Genomic DNA, 20444 nt, shown 5'->3' with positions numbered 1-20444 from the left:
TGAAGCCGTTAAGTCTGAAAAATAACCGTTACAAACAGCCGATTTATCATACCTTTTTAATGCGTTTGTTTGTATTCTTTAAGAAAACGTTCCCCCTTAGCCAAAAGCAAATCTTGCTCTTCTGGGGCAATATTTAAGGATGAAATAATTCGACCCTTATTTATGTAGATTTTTTTGTCGCTACTTGCCGAAGCATTTACCAACACAGTAACTAAAGTATTGTTTTTGTAATAATAATGCTCTTCGCGAGTTTGATTAGTCTTTTCTATATTTTTAATATGGCACAAGTCTTTAGTGTCTTTATTGTAGTTTACATAATAGGTAAAAGAACCTATGTCGTTTTGCCCCTTGTTATCAGTTAATGCGCCTTCTACCACAGTCTCTCCTAGCGTATGGTTTTCGTTAACCTTTACCATATATGTATTTAGTGTCTGTACAAGTTCGTCTTCACTTTTACTTGCATGCGTTCCACAAGCAGTCGCAGCAACAAATAGTGCGTAAAACAATATATTTTTAAAATCCATCCTTACCAAACCAGAAAAATATCTCATAACACACTAATTATTAACACTTTGAACATTACAAAGATAAACATAAAACCCCCAACAATATGTTGAGGGTTTTAAAATTTTTAATTCGGAAGAATTACCAAATCTTCACACGTTCTTCTGGAGCAATATACATACTATCTCCTGCTTTAATACTGAATGCATCGTAAAACGCATCAACATTTAAAAGCGGTTGTATGGCGCGATTCATTCCTGGAGAATGCGGATCTGTTTTTATTTGATTCTTTAGAGCATCGTCTCTATACAAGGTTCTCCAAACTGTTGCCCAAGACATAAAGAAGCGTTGTTCTGGTGTAAAACCATCTATTAAACCTGGATTACCATGAGCTTTCAGACTCATTTGAAGCGCATCGTAAGCGGCATTTACCCCACCTAAATCACCAATGTTTTCGCCTAAAGTAAATTCGCCATTAATATACACTTCTGGTAACACTTCTAAACTACTGTACTGATCTGCCAAGGCTTTACCTAATTTTGTAAATTGCTCTAAATCCTCGTCTGTCCACCAGTTATTTAAGTTTCCATCCTTGTCGTAACGTGCACCAGAATCGTCGAAACTATGAGAAATTTCATGTCCGATTACCGCACCTATTCCACCATAATTTACAGCATCGTCTGCTTTGTAATTATAAAATGGCGGCTGTAAAATCGCAGCAGGAAATACAATTTCGTTAAAAGACGGATTAAAATAAGCGTTCACGACCTGCGGCGCCATATACCATTCGCTTTTATCGACTGGCTTTCCTAATTTATCAATATCATCTTTAAAATTCCAAACGCGAGCACTTTCTATATTTTGTAAATAAGTACCTCCAGCTTCTACACTTTTTATATTTAAATCTGAATAGTCTTTCCATTGGTCTGGGTAGGCTATTTTAATTTGTGTCGCTTGAAGTTTTTCTATCGCCTTTTGCTTGGTATCTTCGCTCATCCAAGGCAATTCCGATATTCTGTACTCGAAAGCTTTTATAACATTTTTAATCATTTCTTCGGCTTTGGCTTTGGCTTCTGGCGGAAATTTCTCATCCACATACAATTTACCAAGGGCTTCGCCTACAGTACCATTAATAGTTTGTAAAGCACGTTCGTCTCTTGGACGCTGTTTTTTTGCTCCACGAAGAGTTTTGCTATAAAACTCCCACTTTGCTTCTTCCAATTCATCACTAAGCATTCCTGCAGCGCCGTTAAAAGCTGTCCATCGCAAATACACTTTCCAGTCCGCTACATTATTCTGCTCTAAAATAGACTGTAAGGCTTTCATATATTTTGGCTGACTTACAATTACAGTATCTAAACCTTTAGCTCCTATACCTGTAAAATAAGACTCCCAGTTTATGGCTGGCACCATTTGTTGCAAGTCTGAAACAGCAGTAGGATTGTAAGTTTTTCTCGCGTCTCTTAAATCGACTTTATCTAATTTAGGCGCTGCTAAACTCGTTTCGAAAGCTAAAATTTGTTCGGCTTCAGCTTTTGCTTCTGCTTCGCTATCGCCTAAGAATTGAAGCATTTTGGTAATATAATCTACATACGCTTGTCGCTTATCTTTAGAGTCCGCATCATCTTTCACATAATAATCTCTATCAGGAAGTCCTAAGCGGCCTGTTCCTAATTTACCTACATTTTTATTGCTATCTTTTGCATCTGCACCAACTCGAAAACCAAAAAATCCAGCACCGCCTTTAGGTTCCATTTGGGTTAAATAAGCTTGCAGATCGGCAATATTAGCTATCGATTCTATATTTTGTAAGGTTGGCAATATAGGCTGAATGCCGGCTTTGTTTCTAGCTACGGTATCCATAATGGTTTCGTATAAGAACACCGCCTTTTCTTGATCTGAACCCGGAAGCACTTCTATTTTAGCAAAATCTTTATCGTTAGACATTGCTGCTTTAAGTATACCTAGAGCATCTTCATCGGTCTTTTGTCGTAATTCATCAAAGCTTCCCCATCGCGATCTATCGTCCGGAATGGTGTTGTTTTTAAGCCAGTTTCCATTAACATGTTTAAAAAAATCTTCACTCGGTTTTACCGAATCATCCATGTAATCTAAATTGATTCCTGGCACAGCTTGCTCTTGCGTAAGCTCGGCGACATCTTTTTTAGCATCGTCTTTACATGCCGACAAGCTAGCAAAAGCCACGGCACTAAGCACCGATAGCTTTAAAATGTTTGTTTTCATAAATGTTATTTTGAATTGTTGTAATCTGATAGTTACAAACCTAACCTTTTTAACCGAAAAAATATATCTAGCAACAGCTTAAACTATAAACCCTGCTAAATCTTCTATTTTAGAAAGTAATTGAATGCTTATGCTTTGAGGCTTAAAACTGATTTTACTGTACTTGGAAACGAAAATGGTTGAAAACCCTAATTTCTCGGCTTCTTGAATGCGTTGTTCTACACGTTGCACAGGGCGGATTTCTCCAGACAACCCAACCTCGGCAGCAAAGCAATAATCTTTTTGAAGCGGCTCGTCTTCGTTAGAAGACAGTATGGCTGCTACTACAGCCAAATCTATTGCAGGATCGTCTACCGTTATACCGCCAGTAATGTTTAAAAATACATCTTTAGCCCCCAAACGAAACCCAGCGCGCTTCTCTAAAACAGCCAACAGCATGTTTAATCGTTTTGCATTAAATCCTGTTGCGCTTCGTTGTGGCGTACCGTAAACCGCCGTACTTACTAAAGCCTGAACCTCTATCATTAAAGGGCGCATGCCTTCTAAAGTTGCAGAAACTGCATTACCGCTTAGCTCTTCATCTTTCTTAGAGATTAACAACTCAGACGGATTAGAAACTTCTCTTAATCCTGAACCCTGCATTTCGTAAATCCCCAGTTCGTTGGTAGAACCAAAACGGTTTTTATTAGCTCTTAAAATTCTAAACACATGGTTTCTATCGCCTTCAAATTGAAGCACCGTATCTACCATATGCTCTAAAATTTTAGGCCCCGCAATATGGCCATCTTTAGTAATATGCCCTATTAAAATAACAGGCGTAGAGGTTTCTTTTGCAAATTTAATAAGCTCTGTAGTACACTCTTTTATTTGTGAAATACTCCCCGAAGAAGATTCTACATAATCGCTATGCAAAGTTTGTATAGAGTCTACAATTACCACATCGGGCACTAAGGCTTCGATTTGCTTAAAGATATTTTGAGTTTTGGTTTCGGTTAAGATGTAGCAACTACTATTATTAGGATTGATACGCTCTGCCCGCATTTTTATTTGTTTCTGGCTTTCTTCACCAGAAACATAAAGCGTTTTATAAGGTAATTTTAATGCGACCTGCAACAACAAAGTACTCTTGCCTATGCCTGGTTCGCCCCCCAGTAATGTTAGGGAACCCGGTACTATACCACCACCTAACACGCGATTTAATTCTTGATCGAAAGTATTTAAACGGGCTTCGTGAGACGCATCGATTTCGTTAATTAACAACGGCTTGGATGTTCTGCGTTTTTCGGTGTTTGAGGTCGATGGTTTCCAATCGCTTTTTTCAGGTGTTTGAATAACTTCTTCGACTATAGTATTCCACGCTTTACACGCATTACATTGCCCTTGCCATTTGGCATATTGCGCACCACAACTCTGACAGTAAAACGTTGTTTTTACTTTTGCCATTAATACCCGAAATCTGCTTTAAGACGGTTGGCACGCTCTATCATATCGTCTTTCGTAAGACCGCCAATTTCATCGAAAATATAAGAAGACTGATAGGTTTTCATTGCTTTTTTAGGCTGACCTGTCTCTTCGTAATATCTCGCCAAATAATATTGCCCCAATAAAGCCTCTGGATAGGCATCTCTAGCCAATTTACCCAACTCTTGATAATCTTTATAGGCTTCTTTCTTTTCTATGGCTGCCGCTATGGCTTTAAAATCGTTAACCAAAATCACTTTATCTACACCATACAACTCTTTAATCGATTCGTATTTTGTTTTCAAATACTCAATAGGCTCATCGTCTGATGTTAAAATATCGCGCTCGTACTCTATAGATGTAATTGGTTGGTACACATAAAAAATACTAGATAAGGCTTTAGGGATAGCTTGTGCCGCAACCGAATAATGTGTTAAGCCTTCAAACATATCGTAATCGTATCGCAAGTTGTCGTTATCTATTTTATCTAACAACGTGTTTAACAACTCTGTTCCCTTTTTAACCGATTTAAGATCGTCTGTAGCTGTAGCCAAATAATAGAATACTTTACTATCTATTTTAGACAGACGCTCTGGCATGTATTTGGTCATGTTTGGCGCTAATTCTGGACTTATTACAATATACCCTTTAAACAAAGGCTTATCTTTAAGCAGGTAATAATTAATAAAATTGGCTGTAGCACCATGACCTATAGCTAATCTAAAATCTTCTGTACGGTACTTACCTTCTATAAACGGAATAAGCTCCATGCCTATAAATTCAAAAAACTTGGCACTAGAATCTATAGGTAATGAATTTTGCTCTGAAAACATGGTGTCGTAATACCTGTTTTCAACCTGATTTATTCCAACTACAATTACATCTGGAACATCTTCCCAATACGAATAGTAATCTATACTACCGGCTACGGGTTCGAACATATAATCTCCATCAAAAACAATAACCAAAGGATAATGTTTGTCTTCGTTACTAGAATACCCTCTAGGCAATTGAATTTTCAGCTTTCGCGTGGCGCCTAATTTTTCGGACTTAATAGTTTCGTAAATGGCTTGGGCAGAGCTCGATTGAAACGTAAAAACTAATACGATTATAGCAAATATTCTTTTCATAGTAAAATTTGGTTAGTGCTATGCAAGGTATAAAAAAATAATTTTGAATTGAAACAAACTTTTTTGAATGGCTTCAATTCACAAAAACAAGATTATTCACTCGTTTTCCTATTGTATATGGGCAACCACAGCAGCGATAAACCGCCACAAAGAATAATCATTAAAGTTTGCGATGTCCACATAATCCACCCAAAAGCAATACTAGGCCCTTCGGCCATATTAAACAGTGAAAATGCAGCATATACCGCAACAGGATACGAACCAATACCACCATTTGTAGCTGCAATACTAAAACTTCCCGATATAAAACCAATTAATACGGCTCCTAGAGTAACAGGATGGAGACCTTGCACTGCAAAGGTTGTTACATAAAACATAAGCACATACATTAGCCATATAAAAAGCGTATGCGCTATAAAGGCCCATTTTTTTTTCATTTTAAAGATACTCAACCCACCTTCAAGCAAACCGTAAATAAAACTTTTAATTTTAGTAGCAATTATAGATTGACTTTTACGGATGTAAAGGATAAAAGCAACTCCTATTAAGATGACACCAAATCCCATGACGATGAGTTTGGTTACATTAAATTTTTCGAAAAAAAAATGAATTATAAAATCGAACTGAAAACACAAGGTTAAAAGTATAATGCCCAACATAACAATTAAATCGGCTATACGCTCGGCGACTACCGTGCCAAAACCTTTTTCGAAAGGCACATGCTCGTACGAAGATAAAATAGAAACCCTAGCGACTTCGCCAGCCCTAGGTATGGTATAATTTATTAAATACGCCGCAAAAACCGCCATAACACTATTACCATACTTAACCTTATATCCTAAAGGCTCGAGCATGAACAACCAACGGTAAGCCCTGGACAAATGACTGAGTAACCCTAAAATTCCGCCTAAAAGAATCCACCAATAATTGGCATTTTTAAAATACTCAAGCAATTCGCTTACAGATACTTTAGACAGCGAATACCAGATTAAAAAAACTCCCAATAAAATTGGGAGTGTAAGTTTTAATATTTTAAATACTTTAGGTTTCAATATTTTGCTATATCAACTTATTGGTAGCTTCGTCTGGAAATACCAAAGACGGTTTAAAAGTTTTTGCTTCTTCAAAATCCATAAAAGCATAGGTAATCAAAATAAGGGTATCGCCTACAGCAACACGTCTGGCTGCCGCACCGTTAAGTGTGATTTCTCCGCTGTTTCGCGGACCAGGAATAACATAGGTTTCTAAGCGTTCTCCATTGTCGTTATTTACAATTTGAACCTTTTCGCCCTGTATAATATTTGCAGCATCCATTAAATCTTCATCGATAGTAATACTACCAATGTAATTAAGGTCTGCTCCAGTACATTTAACTCTGTGAATCTTAGATTTTACTACTTGAACTTGCATGTGGCAAAGATAATTAATTTAGTGCTATATTGTCTATTAATCTTATATCGTCTGCGAATACAGCAATAAACGCTCGATATGTGGTTTGCGTGTTTATGTTACGGGCGGTTTCTAGAGTATCGGCATCTGCTATTGTAAAATATTCCAACTTTAATAACGGATGTGCTTCAAACTCATTTTCAACCCATTGCGTTATCTCTATAGCACTTTTTGTGCCAAACTGCGATTTGGCAGTCTTTAAAGTTTCGTAAATAAAAGGTGCTGCTTCTGCATATTCTGGCTTTAACCTTACATTTCTTGAACTCATTGCCAGACCAGATGGTTCTCTTAAAATTTCGCAACCTACAATAGCTACAGGAATGTTATGGTTTTTAACCAACGACCGGATGATTGCCAACTGCTGAAAATCTTTTTCACCAAAATAGGCTCGATCTGGAGTTACAATTTCAAACAAACGCTTAACGATCGTGCCCACCCCGTCAAAATGTCCTGGCCTGAATTTACCCTCCATTTGATGCTCTAATCCGTCGAAATCAAAATGCTCAGAAACCACGTTGTTGTCGTACACATCTTCTGCACTTGGCGTATACACCAAAATGGTATCGGACACCGTCGCTAACAACTCCAAATCAATGTTTAAGGTTCTTGGGTATTTCTCTAAATCTTCAGGATTATTAAACTGCGTTGGGTTCACAAAAATACTAACAACAACTACATCGTTCTCTTGCAACGCCCTACTTACCAACGACAAATGTCCGTCATGCAAAGCTCCCATTGTAGGCACTAAACCAACAGTTTTGTTTTGCGATTTTAAATCTTCAATTATCGATTTTAGTTCCGATTTTTGTGTAATTGTCTTCACTCTTAATAAAAAATTAACGCGTGCAAACTTAATATTTTACTGGCAATCTGCATAAATTTTTGTAATTTTGCGTGTTTTTTATTTTGAATTTTCAAAAAGCCGAGTAATTTATGAAAGATAAGAGGATATTATACGTATCATCTGAAGTAGTTCCCTATTTACCAGAAACAGAAATCTCATCCATGTCGTTTGAAGCCCCTAGAATGGTAAACCAACAAGGTGGCCAGATTAGGATTTTTATGCCAAGATATGGTAATATAAACGAAAGAAGACATCAATTACACGAGGTTATAAGACTTTCAGGTATCAACTTAGTTATTAACGATTTAGACATGCCTCTTATTATAAAAGTGGCCTCGATACCTAAAGAACGCATTCAAGTTTATTTTATAGATAACGACGAATATTTTAAACGAAAAGCGACGCTAACCGACGAGAATGGCGCTCTTTTTGAAGACAACGACGAACGTGCTATTTTCTTTGCCAAAGGTGTTATAGAAACGGTTAAAAAATTAAACTGGTCGCCAGATATTATTCATGTTCACGGTTGGTTGGCTGCTCTTTTACCACTTTACCTTAAAGAGTATTTTGCTGGCGAGCCTTTATTTAGCGACAGTAAAATTGTAACATCTATTTACAACCAAGGTTTTGAAGGCACATTAAATAAAGAAATGGCATCAAAAGTGAAATTCGACAATGTAAACGACAACGTTGTTAATACGCTTAGCGAGCCGTCTTACAACAATTTAATGAAAGTTGCTATAGACTATTCCGATGCCGTAATTGTCGCTTCCGAAGAAATTCCAGACGAGCTAACAGCACATCTTAACAGTGTAGATAAACCTGTTTTAGAATATAAAGATAAAGAAGAATTTAGCGAGGCTTATTCTAATTTTTACATGACCGAAGTCTTAAAATAATAAGCGCTACACCCATTTTACATCTATGAAAAAGATTTTAAACGTATTTAAACGCTATAGCATCTTTATTTTATTAATCTGCGCTTTTATAAGTTGCGATAAAGATTACAACACCATAGGCACCAACATTATAGGAAATAAGGATTTTGCTACAGATAGCGCCCGTTTTCCTGTTCTTGCTTACACAAAAAAAGTAAAGCCTGTACAAACCACCGGATTGTCGTCTAACCTACTTGGCGTATTTAACGATCCTGAATATGGGCCAAGCACCGCCAATATTGTTTCGCAAATGGTACCGCAAAGCTACAATCCTACATTTGGTACCCAAGCCACTGTAGATTCTGTAGTGCTAACTTTACCATATTATTCTACACTGTTAGAAACAGATGATGATGGAAATTCTACATATCAATTAGATTCGTTATTTGGTAGCGATCCAATAAAATTATCGTTGTACCAAAACACATACTACCTAAGAACTTTAGATCCTGACTCGAATTTTGACGAAGCCCAAATTTATTACTCGAATGCCAACGAGACCATAAATTTCAATAATTTTACGGGGCAGTTACTTTACGAAAATGGCGAGTTCTTACCAGATCCTTCAGAAATTTATATTACAGAACTTAACGAAGAAACCGAAGAAAATGATACTTTAGAACGCTTATCGCCACGCTTAAAAACCCTATTACCAAATAAAGATTTCTGGCAAGAATTAATTATTAACCAGGAAGGTAGCCCTGTATTAAGTAATCAAGATAATTTTGTAAATTATTTTAGAGGTGTATATTTTAAAACAGAATCTGTAAGCAATAGAGGTCATCAAACCTTAATAAACCTTTCTAATACCGATGCTGCCATTACCTTATATTACACCTACAGAAATGACAATTACGATTCTAGCGACGAAGATTCCGAAGAATATCTTTCATCAGAATACGTATTAAAATTTAACACTACCCGATTAAATACCATTGAAAGCGATACCGAATACGCCGATGGTAATACTACCGATGGCGATGAAAACTTATACCTTAAAGGCGGCGAAGGCTCTATGGGTGTTATCGATTTATTTTATGGCCAAGACGACGACGGTGACGGCCTTTCGGATGTTTTGAATGAATTCCAAAATAAGAAAAACAAGTGGCTTATTAACGAAGCTCAATTAATTATTTACGAAGACCCTAACAAAGTATATACTGCCGACGATTACCATACTTACGACAGAATCTATATTTACGATGTAAAAAACAACATGCCTTTGGTAGATTATGTAGACGGTTACGACCCATCTTCAAATACCTCAGACCCGTATAACTCAAAAATTTATCACTTAGGGCAAAGAACAGAAAGCGTAGGCGGTGCACACCAATACAAAATCAGATTAACAGAACACATCAAAAATATTTTGCTTAAAGACTCAACTAATACTAAATTAGGCGTAGTTTTATCAACAAATGTAAACAATGTTTCAAATGCACGTTTATTAAACAGCGACAACGACGAGATAACAACACTCCCTTCTGGAGCAGTGTTAGAGCCTAAAGGCACTATTTTATATGGATCCAACAGTAATGTTCCTGAAAATTTACGTGTAAAATTCGAAATTTACTATACCGATACTGAAACAGAAAACTAAAAAGCTATGTGTGGAATTGTAGGATATATAGGCTACAGAGAAGCCTACCCAATTGTAATAAACGGTCTTAAACGCCTAGAATATCGTGGTTACGACAGTGCTGGCATTGCACTTTTTGATGGCGAACATCTAAAAGTTGCCAAAACCAAAGGCAAAGTTGTCGACCTAGAAGATAAAGTAAAAAGAGAATTAACAACAGATGGCCATATTGCTTTAGGTCATACCCGATGGGCAACCCATGGAGTCCCTAACGATGTTAACTCACATCCGCACTATTCCAATTCTGAGAATCTAGTGATTATCCACAACGGTATTATCGAAAACTACGAGTCCTTAAAAAAAGCTCTAAAAGAAAGAGGTTACACCTTTAAATCGGATACCGATACCGAAGTTCTGGTAAACCTTATTGAAGATGTAATGAGCAAAGAAAACTTGAAACTTGGTAAAGCTGTTCAGGTGGCTTTAAATCAAGTCATCGGTGCTTATGCCATTGCGGTTTTCGATAAAAATAAACCCGACGAGATTATTGCAGCACGCTTAGGAAGCCCCTTAGCAATTGGTGTTGGTAAAGACGAATTTTTTATAGCTAGCGACGCTTCGCCATTTTTAGAATTTACTAAAAATGCCATTTATTTAGAAGACGAAGAATTAGCAATTATAAGATTAGGTAGAGACGTAAAAATTAGAAAAATTAAAGACGACTCTATGGTAGACCCTTACGTTCAAGCCTTACAATTAAATCTTGAACAAATAGAAAAAGGCGGCTACGAACATTTTATGTTAAAAGAAATTTACGAGCAACCAAGTGCTATTCTAGACACCTTTAGAGGTCGTTTATTGTCTAACGAAGCCATTATAAAAATGTCTGGCGTAGAAGACAATATGAAGAAATTCTTAAATGCGGAACGCATTATAATTGTTGCCTGCGGTACATCTTGGCATGCAGGTCTGGTTTCGGAATATATTTTTGAAGATTTGGCAAGAATTCCTGTAGAAGTAGAATATGCTTCGGAATTCAGATATAGAAATCCGGTTATTACAGAAAAAGATATTGTTATTGCCATCTCGCAATCTGGCGAAACTGCCGATACTTTGGCCGCTATAAAATTAGCAAAATCTAAAGGTGCTTTTGTATTTGGCGTTTGTAATGTTGTAGGTTCTTCTATCGCCAGAGAAACCCATGCAGGAGCTTATACACATGCTGGCCCAGAAATTGGTGTTGCTTCAACAAAAGCGTTCACAACACAAATAACGGTACTATCGCTTATCGCATTGCGTTTGGCTAGAGCTAAAGGCACTATTTCTAGCTCCGATTTCCGTCATCATTTAATCGAATTGGAACTTATTCCCGATAAAGTTAAAAAGGCATTAGAATCGGACAGCTATGTAAAAACCGTAGCCGACATTTATAAAACAGCCAAAAACTGTTTGTATTTAGGTAGAGGATATAATTTCCCTGTAGCTTTAGAAGGTGCTTTAAAATTAAAAGAAATCTCTTACATACACGCAGAAGGCTACCCAGCAGCAGAAATGAAGCACGGCCCTATTGCTTTAATAGACGAGCAAATGCCTGTAATTGTAATTGCTACCAAAAAAGGGCATTACGAAAAAGTAGTAAGTAATATTCAGGAAATAAAATCTAGAAAAGGAAAAATTATTGGCGTAGTTACAGAAGGAGATACTCAGGTAAAAGACTTAGCAGACCACGTTATAGAAGTTCCTGAAACTTTAGAAGCGCTGTCGCCGCTTTTAACTACCATTCCGCTACAATTATTATCGTACCATATTGCAGTAATGTTGGGCAAAAATGTAGATCAGCCACGTAACTTAGCAAAATCGGTTACTGTAGAGTAAACATAACATACAACACATTTTATCACGCAAAGGCATTTTCAATTTCATGAAAATGCCTTTGTTTTTATTACGAATACACCTTCCCTTAAATAAGAATTCAATAAATATTTATTACTTTTTTTGACGATTTTTTACTATGCATGCATAATTTTTATCAACTTTCTTTTTCAGATGGTGTAAAAAATGTATATTGCTCATAAAATAATCCAACTTAAACTTAAATATGAAAAACATTCTTTCCTTTATGGTTATGCTTGTTTGTGCAGTAACCTTTGCACAAACTACAATTTCCGGAAGTGTTACAGATGATAATAGCCAGCCGATACCTGGAGCTAATATTATTGTATTAGGAACTTCTACTGGGACTGTAACCGATTTTGATGGAAATTTCACCTTAACGGTTAATCAAAATCCACCTTTTACGGTTCAGGCCAGTAGCGTAGGTTTCGATAAACAAATCATCGAGGTTTCGCAAAACAATCAAACTTTAGCTTTTACCCTTAAAGAAGGAACAGAGCTGGACGAAGTTGTTATTTCGGCGTCTAGAACGCCAGAGCGCATATTCGAGTCGCCCGTTACCGTAGAACGTTTTGGTTTAAAAGAAATAAAAAACACAGCCTCTGCCGATTTCTATGATGGTTTAGAAAATCTTAAAGGCGTAGATATTAACACCAATAGTTTAACCTTTAAATCCATTAACACCAGAGGATTCGCATCGTTTTCCAACACCCGATTTATGCAGTTGGTAGACGGTATGGACAACTCGACTCCTGCCCTAAACTTTCCGTTAGGAAATTTGGTAGGAATGACAGAAACCGATGTACTTAGTGTAGAATTACTTCCAGGAGCATCTTCGGCTCTGTATGGAGCAAATGCCTTTAATGGTATTTTATTTATGCGCAGTAAAAATCCTTTCGAGTTTTCAGGAATAAGCGGCTACGTTAAGCAAGGTATTACCACCCAAGATGCAGCTGGCACCAACTCTTATACCGATGTAGGTGTAAGAATCGCACATAAATTTAGCGATGCTTTTGCTGTAAAAGTCAATTTTGGCTGGCTAAAAGGTACAGACTGGGCTGCCGATAATTACCAAGGGAAACCTGGAACGGGAGCAACAAGAGACGCCGTAGACTACGATGGTTATAACGTATATGGCGACGAAGTATCTACAAATATTAGAGCAGCCTCTGGCGGTTTGGGCATTATTCCAGATGTAGTAGTAAGCAGAACGGGGTATAACGAAAATGTGTTAACCGAATACAAAGCGCAAAGTATAAAAGGCGATTGGGGAGTCTATTTTAGACCATGGAAAGACGATTTCGAGATTCAATATGTTGGAAAAGTAGGAACAGGAAACACCATCTACCAAGGAACCAACAGATATAATATTGCCGACTTTTTTCAACAACAACATAAAATAGAAGTTAGAAACGACAACTTTTTTGTACGCGGGTATATGGTAGGCGATAAAGCTGGAGATTCTTACGACATGGTATTTACAGGAATAAACATTAACAGAACCTGGAAAAGTGACCAAGATTGGTTTGGAGACTACATTCAAACCTATGCAGGCGCTACCTTAGGTGGCATGACAGATACCGAAGCCCATAAATTGGCAAGAGCTGCTGCAGACGAAGGCCGACTAGAACCTGGAACAGCCGCTTTTAATGAAGCATTTGAAAAAGTTACAAATGATCCCGATTTAAATACGGGTTCTAAATTTCAAGACGCTTCAAAATACTACCATGCCGACGCAAACTACAATTTTAGCCATTTAATTGATTGGGCAGAAATTCAAGTTGGTGGATCGTTTAGACAATACGACTTAAATTCCTTCGGTACTATTTACACCGATAATGATGGCCCTATAAAATATTCTGAAATGGGCTTTTACACTCAAGTTCAGAAAAAATTCTTAGAAAATGAAGCCTTAAAACTTACAGCATCCTTACGTTACGATAAATCGGAACTTTTTGACGGTTTCTTCTCGCCACGATTATCTTTAGGCTATACCATGGGTAAACAAGGCGACCATAATATTAGAGGTTCGTTCCAAACTGGTTTTAGAAATCCAACCACGCAAGATTTATTTATAGGTTTAGATGCTGGTAGAGCCATTTTAGTAGGATCGGCAGAAAGTAATTTAGATCGCGATGTACGAACATATAACATTAGCGCCAGTGGGCAAGCTATGGGCCAACCAGCAACCACGTCTGTAGTTGGTCGTGCAGCTTACGAAAATTCCTTTTCTTTAAACTCTGTAGAGAATGGTGCTCCTGTAGCTTCAGATGTTGATATTGTGAAACCAGAACGCGTATCGTCTTTCGAAATAGGCTATCGTGGTAAATTAGATCATACCATTATCGATTTAAGCGTATACTACAATTCGTATACAGATTTTATTTCGAACGAAACAGTACTCGTTCCCTTTTATGGTACAGTAGGAGACAATAGTTTATCGTTAGCAGCACTGCAAAACGGCGATTATAAAGCCTACCAGACTTACACAAACTCCGATGCCGATGTAAATGCTTACGGTGCTTCTGTACAAGCCTCTACTAAAGTATTTGGCGATTATGATTTAAGTGCCAACTACACGTACTCTAAGCAAGATTTCGATCAAGCAAAATATCCAGATTTCAGAACTAGCTTTAACACCCCAGAGCACAAAGTAAAAGTAGGTTTTGGTAACACCGATTTGTTTACCAATTTTGGTTTTAATGTAGCTTGGCGCTGGAGTGATGCTTATTTTTGGCAAGCAACATTTGGAGATGGCGACATTCCAGCCTACCATACTTTAGATGCGCAATTAAATTACAGAGTCCCAAAGTTAAAATCTTCATTTAAACTAGGCGCTACAAACATGTTAGGCGACGAATACTTTACCGCTATTGGTACTGGCTATATAGGATCTATGTATTATGTATCTTGGACAATTAACAATTTATAATTCAAATCACTTATGAAATTAAAATATATATGGTTAGCAACATTAGCATTAAGTTTTGCATCCTGTAGTAACGACGATGATAATGCTTCCGAAAACACAAACACGCTTCCCGATTTAACCACTGGTACTGCCGATTTTTCTACCTACGTGGCTTTAGGGAATTCGCTTACTTCTGGGTATACAGACAATGCCTTGTTTATTGCGGCACAAAACAATTCGTTCCCTAACATATTATCACAAAAATTTCTACTATTAGGCGGGGCAGATTTTAATCAACCTCTAATGAATGATAACTATGGTGGATTAGCGCTTGCAGGAAATAGACTTCCTGGTTTCAATCCTAGGTTAGTAACCACAGGAGGAGCGCCCGTAGCTTTGGAATCTGTTATTGGACCTGTAACCGTTACTACAGATATTGCAGCAAATAATCCAACAGGACCTTTTAATAATTTAGGCGTTCCAGGGGCGAAAAGTTTCCACTTATTAGCCAATGGTTATGGAAACATCGGAAATCTATCCGCTGGTCTTGCCAACCCATATTTTATAAGAATGACTGGCAGTACGCCTGATGCTTCTGTTTTAGAATTGGCAATGGCACAAAACCCAACGTTCTTTTCGCTGTGGATTGGCAATAACGATGTGTTAGGCTACGCACTTTCTGGTGGCGATAATAGCAACCCTATTACCGAAAAAACCACTTTCGATTATGCTTACTCGACGTTAGTTAACACGTTAACTTCTGCTGGTGCAAAAGGTGTGGTTGCGAATATTCCAGACGTAACCAGCATTGCGCATTTTACAACGGTTCCTTATAATCCTTTAGATCCTACAAATCCAGATTTTGCTTCACAAATACCAACACTGAACATGGTTTATGGCGCTTTAAATCAAATTTTTACAGCTTTAGGTGCTTCCGATCGCAACATTGTATTTTCAACAACCGACGCTAGCGCAGTCGTTATAAAAGACGAAAGCTTAACCGATTTATCCAATCAAATTACAGGTGCTTTACTTGCTAGCCCTACTTTTCCTGCGTTTTTAGAGCAAATGGGATTACCAGCAGCAGCGGCACCTATAGTAGCACCTTTACTAGGAAGCACCTACGGACAAGCTAGACAAGCCAACGAAAACGACCTGTTTGTATTGCCGAGTAGTGCTGTAATAGGCACTGTAAACACAACCATTGCCAACGCGCTTATAAGTCAGGGTTTACCAGAAGCTGTTGCGTATCAATTTTCGGCAGAAGGCATTACACTACCTTTAGAAGACAAATGGGTACTAATTCCTACTGAACAACAAGAAGTTAAAACAGCTACCCAACAGTTTAACACAACCATAAAAGCAACTGCAGACCAAGCAAACTTAGCTTTTGTAGATGCTAATTGGATTTTACAACAAGTAGCAAGCCCTGCAGGCTATGGTGCCGACGATTTTATTTTTAACACCCAATTGGTTACTGGGGGTGCTTTTTCTTTAGATGGAGTACACCTTACCTCTAGAGGTTATGCATTAATGGCAAACGAATTTATGAAAGCCATAGATGCCACATACCAATCGAATTTTGAAGCCTCTGGCAACTTGGTAAAGCTAGGAGATTACCCAACAAACTATTCTCCTACGCTTCAATAAATTATATTTTAAAACCCAAAAAAAACGCCTTCCTTTTGAGGGCGTTTTTCATATAGCAAAAAAGCTAAAAAACATATTTTATTTTAAATTTAATCTTCTATCTTTGCAGCGCGAAAAAATAAACTTTTTCGTGAAAATTTAAAGCAAAACAATAAACAGATAGGTAATGTCAAAAGTTACAGGTAAAGTTGCACAAATAGTTGGTCCAGTTATCGATGTGGTATTCGAAAAAGAAGGCGAACTTCCAAAAATTTACGATTCATTAGAAATTAAACGACCAGATGGTTCACTTTTAGTACTAGAAGTACAGTCTCATATTGGAGAAGATACAGTACGTACTATCGCGATGGACTCTTCGGATGGTTTAAGCAGAGGTACAGAAGTGGTTGCTACTGGTGCACCTATCCAAATACCAATTGGAGATAATGTATACGGACGTTTATTTAATGTAATTGGAGATGCTATCGATGGTTTAGGAAACTTACCTAAAACTGGTGATGCTGGTTTACCAATTCACAGACAAGCACCTAAATTTGAAGATTTATCTACATCTACAGAAGTTTTATTTACAGGTATTAAAGTAATCGACCTTATTGAGCCTTATGCAAAAGGAGGTAAAATTGGATTATTTGGTGGTGCCGGTGTAGGTAAAACGGTATTAATTCAGGAATTAATTAACAACATTGCTAAAGGTCACGGTGGTTTATCAGTATTTGCTGGTGTAGGTGAAAGAACTCGTGAAGGAAACGACCTTTTAAGAGAAATGTTAGAGTCTGGTATTATTAAATACGGTGATGACTTTATGCATTCTATGGAAGCTGGCGGATGGGATTTATCTAAAGTAGATAAAAACATCATGAAAGACTCTAAAGCAACTTTCGTATTCGGACAGATGAACGAACCACCTGGAGCTCGTGCTCGTGTGGCCTTATCTGGTTTATCTATTGCAGAATATTTTCGTGATGGTGCTGGTGACGGACAAGGAAAAGACGTACTTTTCTTTGTAGATAACATTTTCCGTTTTACACAAGCAGGTTCTGAGGTATCGGCACTTTTAGGTCGTATGCCATCTGCGGTAGGTTACCAACCAACATTAGCCACAGAAATGGGTGCAATGCAAGAGCGTATTACATCTACAAAAACAGGATCTATTACATCTGTACAAGCGGTTTACGTACCTGCGGATGACTTAACAGACCCGGCTCCTGCAACAACATTTGCTCACTTAGATGCTACTACCGTATTATCTCGTAAAATTGCTGAATTAGGTATTTATCCAGCGGTAGATCCGTTAGATTCTACATCTAGAATTCTTACTAAAGAAATTTTAGGAAAAGAGCACTACGACTGTGCGCAACGCGTAAAAGAGTTATTACAACGTTACAAAGAATTACAAGATATTATTGCTATTCTTGGTATGGAGGAATTATCTGAAGAAGATAAATTAGCTGTAGGTAGAGCTAGACGTGTACAACGTTTCTTATCTCAGCCATTCCACGTAGCAGAGCAGTTTACAGGTATTCCTGGAGTGTTAGTAGACATTAAAGAAACCATTAAAGGGTTTAACATGATTATGGATGGTGAATTAGATCACTTACCAGAAGCTGCATTTAACCTTAAAGGTTCTATTGAAGAAGCTATCGAAGCTGGAGAAAAAATGCTTGCAGACGCGTAAATAATTCAGAATTATGAATGAAGAGTTATGATGAATAGACGACCCTCTTTAATTCCGACTTCTTAATTCTTAATTCTTAATTTTAAAAAATATGTATTTAGAAATTGTATCGCCAGAAGCCACTTTGTTTAGCTCGGAAGTAGATGCTGTTACTGTACCAGGTGTAGATGGAGAGTTTGAAATGCTTAACAACCACGCCGCTATAGTTTCGTTATTAACCGCTGGTACTGTAAAGATTAAAGTGCATACACAAAACCACTTAGAATACGACAAATTACATCCAGAGGTAGCACCTCATGTGTCCGACAGCAAAATTTTAACTTTAAATATAAAATCTGGGACATTAGAATTAAAAGACAATAAAATAATCATCTTAGCCGATTAATTATTTTATTTCTACCATACAAAAAGCCGCAAAATAATCATTTTGCGGCTTTTATATTTTATACTGTAAACATCTTGCTACACCCGTTTTATAACATTGGTTACAATACCCCAAATAACAAAATCGTTAGCCTCGGTTATTTGTATTGGGTCGTACTTTGGGTTTTCTGGTAACAACCAAATGTCACTACCTTCAACCTTTAATCGTTTTACCGTAAATTCACCATCTAAAAAACAAACGGCAATTTTATTGTGTGTAGCTTCTAAACTTCTATCGATTACCAGTAAATCGTTATCATCTAAACCTGCGCCTATCATACTTTGCCCGCTTACACGTGCAAAAAAAGTAGCCTCTCTGTTTTTTACCAGTTCTTCATCTAACGACAAGCGTTCTTCCTTAAAATCGTCTGCAGGCGAAGGAAACCCGGCAGAAATACCAGAATCTACAAAAACAGCCCCAGAATCGGGAACTACTTCTGGCGTAAAAAACGTTAATTTTGGTGTTTTATGTAACATCATTTTACAATAATAATATCGTTAATATTTGTGGTATAACGTGGCGATAATCGCTCTTGTTTCATTTTCCATGTACGTTCTAAATCTTGGTTTCCCAATTTAATCTTATAGCCTTTATATTTAGAATTCAACGTATCTATTGTATCCATTAAAGGTTTGTGTTTCGGGTTTTCTACATCGAATAAATTTAGTTGAAACGCATCGTTATCTACTAAACCAGTAACTATTACCCCTGCACGTTTATATTTTATACCCGTTTTAAACATTTGTTTTGCAGCAGCTGCCGCCTGGGCACAAATAAGTAAGGTGGAATTAGTAGGAAAAGGTAAAGCTATAATTTTTTTAGCATACTCTTGAGCATCGCTTACTTTGTGCCTGTCGCTGCTTAAATGCAAAACAATCATATGGCAACGGCTGCCTTGTTTTCTTAGCTTCTCGGCACAACTACTTGCAAATGTAGAAATGCGTTCTGTAATATCGTTACAATTAGATATAGTGCCTTCAAAACTCCTTGTAGTCGCAATAGCTTTTTTAGGAACCCGCTCTTCCAATTTTAACGTGGCCCGCCCTAAGAGGTCTTGTTTTAATTTCCATTCGGTAATAGAAAATTCCTTTCTAATAACAGCATCTGAAAGTTGTGTAAAATCGTAAGCCGTTTTGCAGCGTTTTGCTTGTAAACGTTTGGCTAATCTTCGGCCTATACCCCAAACATCCTCTATTTTCATCCACTTTAACGCTTTGATTCGAGACGCCTCAGAATCTATTACAAACACACCCTTTGTTTGCTCTGGGAACTTTCTAGCTATTTTATTAGCGACTTTAGACAACGCTTTTGTTGGCGCTATACCAACACAGGTAGGAATACCTGTCCATTTTAAAATTCGCGTTCTAATAGTCGAACCGTATTCATTAAAATCGACGTTTCTAAATCCTTTAAATTCTAAAAACGCTTCGTCTATGCTATACACCTCAACATCTGGCGTAAATTGTTCTAAAATGCGCATTACCCGACTGCTCATATCGCCATACAACGGATAATTAGAAGAAAAAACTTTTATAGTATTAGCTTTAAAAAATTGCTCGTATTTAAAAGCTGGAGCCCCCATAGGCAACCCCAATCGTTTCGCTTCATCACTACGCGAGATTACACAGCCATCGTTATTAGATAAAATGGCAATGGGTTTACCTCTTAAATTAGGGTTAAAAACCCGTTCGCAAGAAGCATAAAAATTATTACAATCTACAAGCGCATACATGGTGATAAAG

16 protein-coding genes are annotated in these 20444 nt (G+C 37.4%); 7 read left to right on the top strand and 9 right to left on the bottom strand.

Going from position 1 to position 20444, the window contains the following annotated elements; translation table 11 throughout:
* Window positions 1-56: 56 nt before the first annotated feature.
* The 7 genes from ACR9EA_RS01245 to panC form a co-directional block, all read right to left on the bottom strand.
* On the bottom strand, window positions 57-551 hold the full coding sequence (locus tag ACR9EA_RS01245; RefSeq protein WP_435136359.1) for a hypothetical protein: 495 nt from the start codon (window positions 549-551) through the stop codon (window positions 57-59).
* A 94-nt stretch (window positions 552-645) separates the two neighbouring features.
* A complete protein-coding gene (locus ACR9EA_RS01240) occupies window positions 646-2748 on the bottom strand; it encodes a M13 family metallopeptidase (protein ID WP_435136356.1) in 2103 nt (700 codons plus the stop codon).
* 78 nt (window positions 2749-2826) lie between these two features.
* Window positions 2827-4191 carry a DNA repair protein RadA gene (gene radA, locus ACR9EA_RS01235; protein WP_435136353.1) on the bottom strand — a complete coding sequence of 455 codons (1365 nt, stop codon included), beginning with the start codon at window positions 4189-4191 and terminating at the stop codon, window positions 2827-2829.
* Window positions 4191-5339: an alpha/beta hydrolase-fold protein gene (locus ACR9EA_RS01230; protein WP_435136350.1), complete on the bottom strand. Its 1149-nt coding sequence runs from the start codon at window positions 5337-5339 to the stop codon at window positions 4191-4193. The genes radA and ACR9EA_RS01230 overlap by 1 nt, the downstream gene beginning before the upstream one ends.
* A gap of 92 nt (window positions 5340-5431) precedes the next feature.
* Window positions 5432-6391, bottom strand: coding sequence for a lysylphosphatidylglycerol synthase transmembrane domain-containing protein (locus ACR9EA_RS01225; RefSeq protein WP_435136347.1), 960 nt, complete (start codon window positions 6389-6391; stop codon window positions 5432-5434).
* A 7-nt stretch (window positions 6392-6398) separates the two neighbouring features.
* Window positions 6399-6749, bottom strand: a complete 351-nt coding sequence (panD, locus tag ACR9EA_RS01220) for an aspartate 1-decarboxylase (RefSeq protein ID WP_435136344.1) — start codon at window positions 6747-6749, stop codon at window positions 6399-6401.
* 13 nt (window positions 6750-6762) lie between these two features.
* Window positions 6763-7611: a pantoate--beta-alanine ligase gene (panC, locus tag ACR9EA_RS01215; protein WP_435136341.1), complete on the bottom strand. Its 849-nt coding sequence runs from the start codon at window positions 7609-7611 to the stop codon at window positions 6763-6765.
* A 110-nt stretch (window positions 7612-7721) separates the two neighbouring features.
* Between panC and ACR9EA_RS01210 the strand changes: the two genes are divergently transcribed.
* From ACR9EA_RS01210 to ACR9EA_RS01180, 7 genes are all read left to right on the top strand, one after another.
* The gene (locus ACR9EA_RS01210) at window positions 7722-8531 is read left to right on the top strand and encodes a glycogen/starch synthase (protein ID WP_435136338.1); all 810 of its coding nucleotides are present in this window, start codon (window positions 7722-7724) and stop codon (window positions 8529-8531) included.
* A gap of 25 nt (window positions 8532-8556) precedes the next feature.
* Window positions 8557-10170: a DUF4270 domain-containing protein gene (locus ACR9EA_RS01205; protein ID WP_435136335.1), complete on the top strand. Its 1614-nt coding sequence runs from the start codon at window positions 8557-8559 to the stop codon at window positions 10168-10170.
* Window positions 10171-10176: 6 nt separating this feature from the next.
* Entirely contained in the window at window positions 10177-12024 is a 1848-nt protein-coding gene (gene glmS, locus ACR9EA_RS01200) for a glutamine--fructose-6-phosphate transaminase (isomerizing) (RefSeq protein ID WP_435136332.1), read from the top strand.
* Window positions 12025-12247: 223 nt separating this feature from the next.
* On the top strand, window positions 12248-14974 hold the full coding sequence (locus tag ACR9EA_RS01195) for a TonB-dependent receptor (protein ID WP_435136329.1): 2727 nt from the start codon (window positions 12248-12250) through the stop codon (window positions 14972-14974).
* A gap of 12 nt (window positions 14975-14986) precedes the next feature.
* Window positions 14987-16603, top strand: coding sequence for an SGNH/GDSL hydrolase family protein (locus ACR9EA_RS01190; RefSeq protein ID WP_435136326.1), 1617 nt, complete (start codon window positions 14987-14989; stop codon window positions 16601-16603).
* 166 nt (window positions 16604-16769) lie between these two features.
* Window positions 16770-18278, top strand: a complete 1509-nt coding sequence (gene atpD / locus ACR9EA_RS01185; protein WP_435136324.1) for a F0F1 ATP synthase subunit beta — start codon at window positions 16770-16772, stop codon at window positions 18276-18278.
* A gap of 91 nt (window positions 18279-18369) precedes the next feature.
* On the top strand, window positions 18370-18663 hold the full coding sequence (locus ACR9EA_RS01180; RefSeq protein ID WP_435136321.1) for a FoF1 ATP synthase subunit delta/epsilon: 294 nt from the start codon (window positions 18370-18372) through the stop codon (window positions 18661-18663).
* A gap of 77 nt (window positions 18664-18740) precedes the next feature.
* Here the strand turns inward: ACR9EA_RS01180 and ACR9EA_RS01175 are convergent, their stop codons facing one another.
* Complete coding sequence (locus ACR9EA_RS01175) at window positions 18741-19178, bottom strand: LexA family protein (protein WP_435139923.1); 438 nt, start codon at window positions 19176-19178, stop codon at window positions 18741-18743.
* Entirely contained in the window at window positions 19178-20434 is a 1257-nt protein-coding gene (locus ACR9EA_RS01170) for a Y-family DNA polymerase (protein WP_435136319.1), read from the bottom strand. Before ACR9EA_RS01170 ends, ACR9EA_RS01175 begins: the two co-directional genes overlap by 1 nt.
* Between the last annotated feature and the right edge of the window lie 10 nt (window positions 20435-20444).

The organism is Formosa sp. A9 (assembly GCF_051200825.1).
GTDB lineage: Bacteria > Bacteroidota > Bacteroidia > Flavobacteriales > Flavobacteriaceae > Formosa.
Note: the sequence above shows the minus strand (reverse complement) of the source record. Positions and strands in the feature narration are given on the sequence as shown.

Excerpts from the sequence above, each read along its gene's own strand:
- ACR9EA_RS01170 (WP_435136319.1), bottom strand. The coding sequence starts at position 20,434 with ATGTATGCGCTTGTAGATTGTAATAATTTTTATGCTTCTTGCGAACGG.
- atpD (WP_435136324.1), top strand. The coding sequence starts at position 16,770 with ATGTCAAAAGTTACAGGTAAAGTTGCACAAATAGTTGGTCCAGTTATC.
- radA (WP_435136353.1), bottom strand. The coding sequence starts at position 4,191 with ATGGCAAAAGTAAAAACAACGTTTTACTGTCAGAGTTGTGGTGCGCAA.
- ACR9EA_RS01175 (WP_435139923.1), bottom strand. The coding sequence starts at position 19,178 with ATGTTACATAAAACACCAAAATTAACGTTTTTTACGCCAGAAGTAGTT.
- ACR9EA_RS01210 (WP_435136338.1), top strand. The coding sequence starts at position 7,722 with ATGAAAGATAAGAGGATATTATACGTATCATCTGAAGTAGTTCCCTAT.
- ACR9EA_RS01240 (WP_435136356.1), bottom strand. The coding sequence starts at position 2,748 with ATGAAAACAAACATTTTAAAGCTATCGGTGCTTAGTGCCGTGGCTTTT.
- ACR9EA_RS01190 (WP_435136326.1), top strand. The coding sequence starts at position 14,987 with ATGAAATTAAAATATATATGGTTAGCAACATTAGCATTAAGTTTTGCA.
- ACR9EA_RS01245 (WP_435136359.1), bottom strand. The coding sequence starts at position 551 with ATGAGATATTTTTCTGGTTTGGTAAGGATGGATTTTAAAAATATATTG.
- panD (WP_435136344.1), bottom strand. The coding sequence starts at position 6,749 with ATGCAAGTTCAAGTAGTAAAATCTAAGATTCACAGAGTTAAATGTACT.
- ACR9EA_RS01205 (WP_435136335.1), top strand. The coding sequence starts at position 8,557 with ATGAAAAAGATTTTAAACGTATTTAAACGCTATAGCATCTTTATTTTA.
- glmS (WP_435136332.1), top strand. The coding sequence starts at position 10,177 with ATGTGTGGAATTGTAGGATATATAGGCTACAGAGAAGCCTACCCAATT.
- ACR9EA_RS01195 (WP_435136329.1), top strand. The coding sequence starts at position 12,248 with ATGAAAAACATTCTTTCCTTTATGGTTATGCTTGTTTGTGCAGTAACC.
- ACR9EA_RS01180 (WP_435136321.1), top strand. The coding sequence starts at position 18,370 with ATGTATTTAGAAATTGTATCGCCAGAAGCCACTTTGTTTAGCTCGGAA.
- ACR9EA_RS01230 (WP_435136350.1), bottom strand. The coding sequence starts at position 5,339 with ATGAAAAGAATATTTGCTATAATCGTATTAGTTTTTACGTTTCAATCG.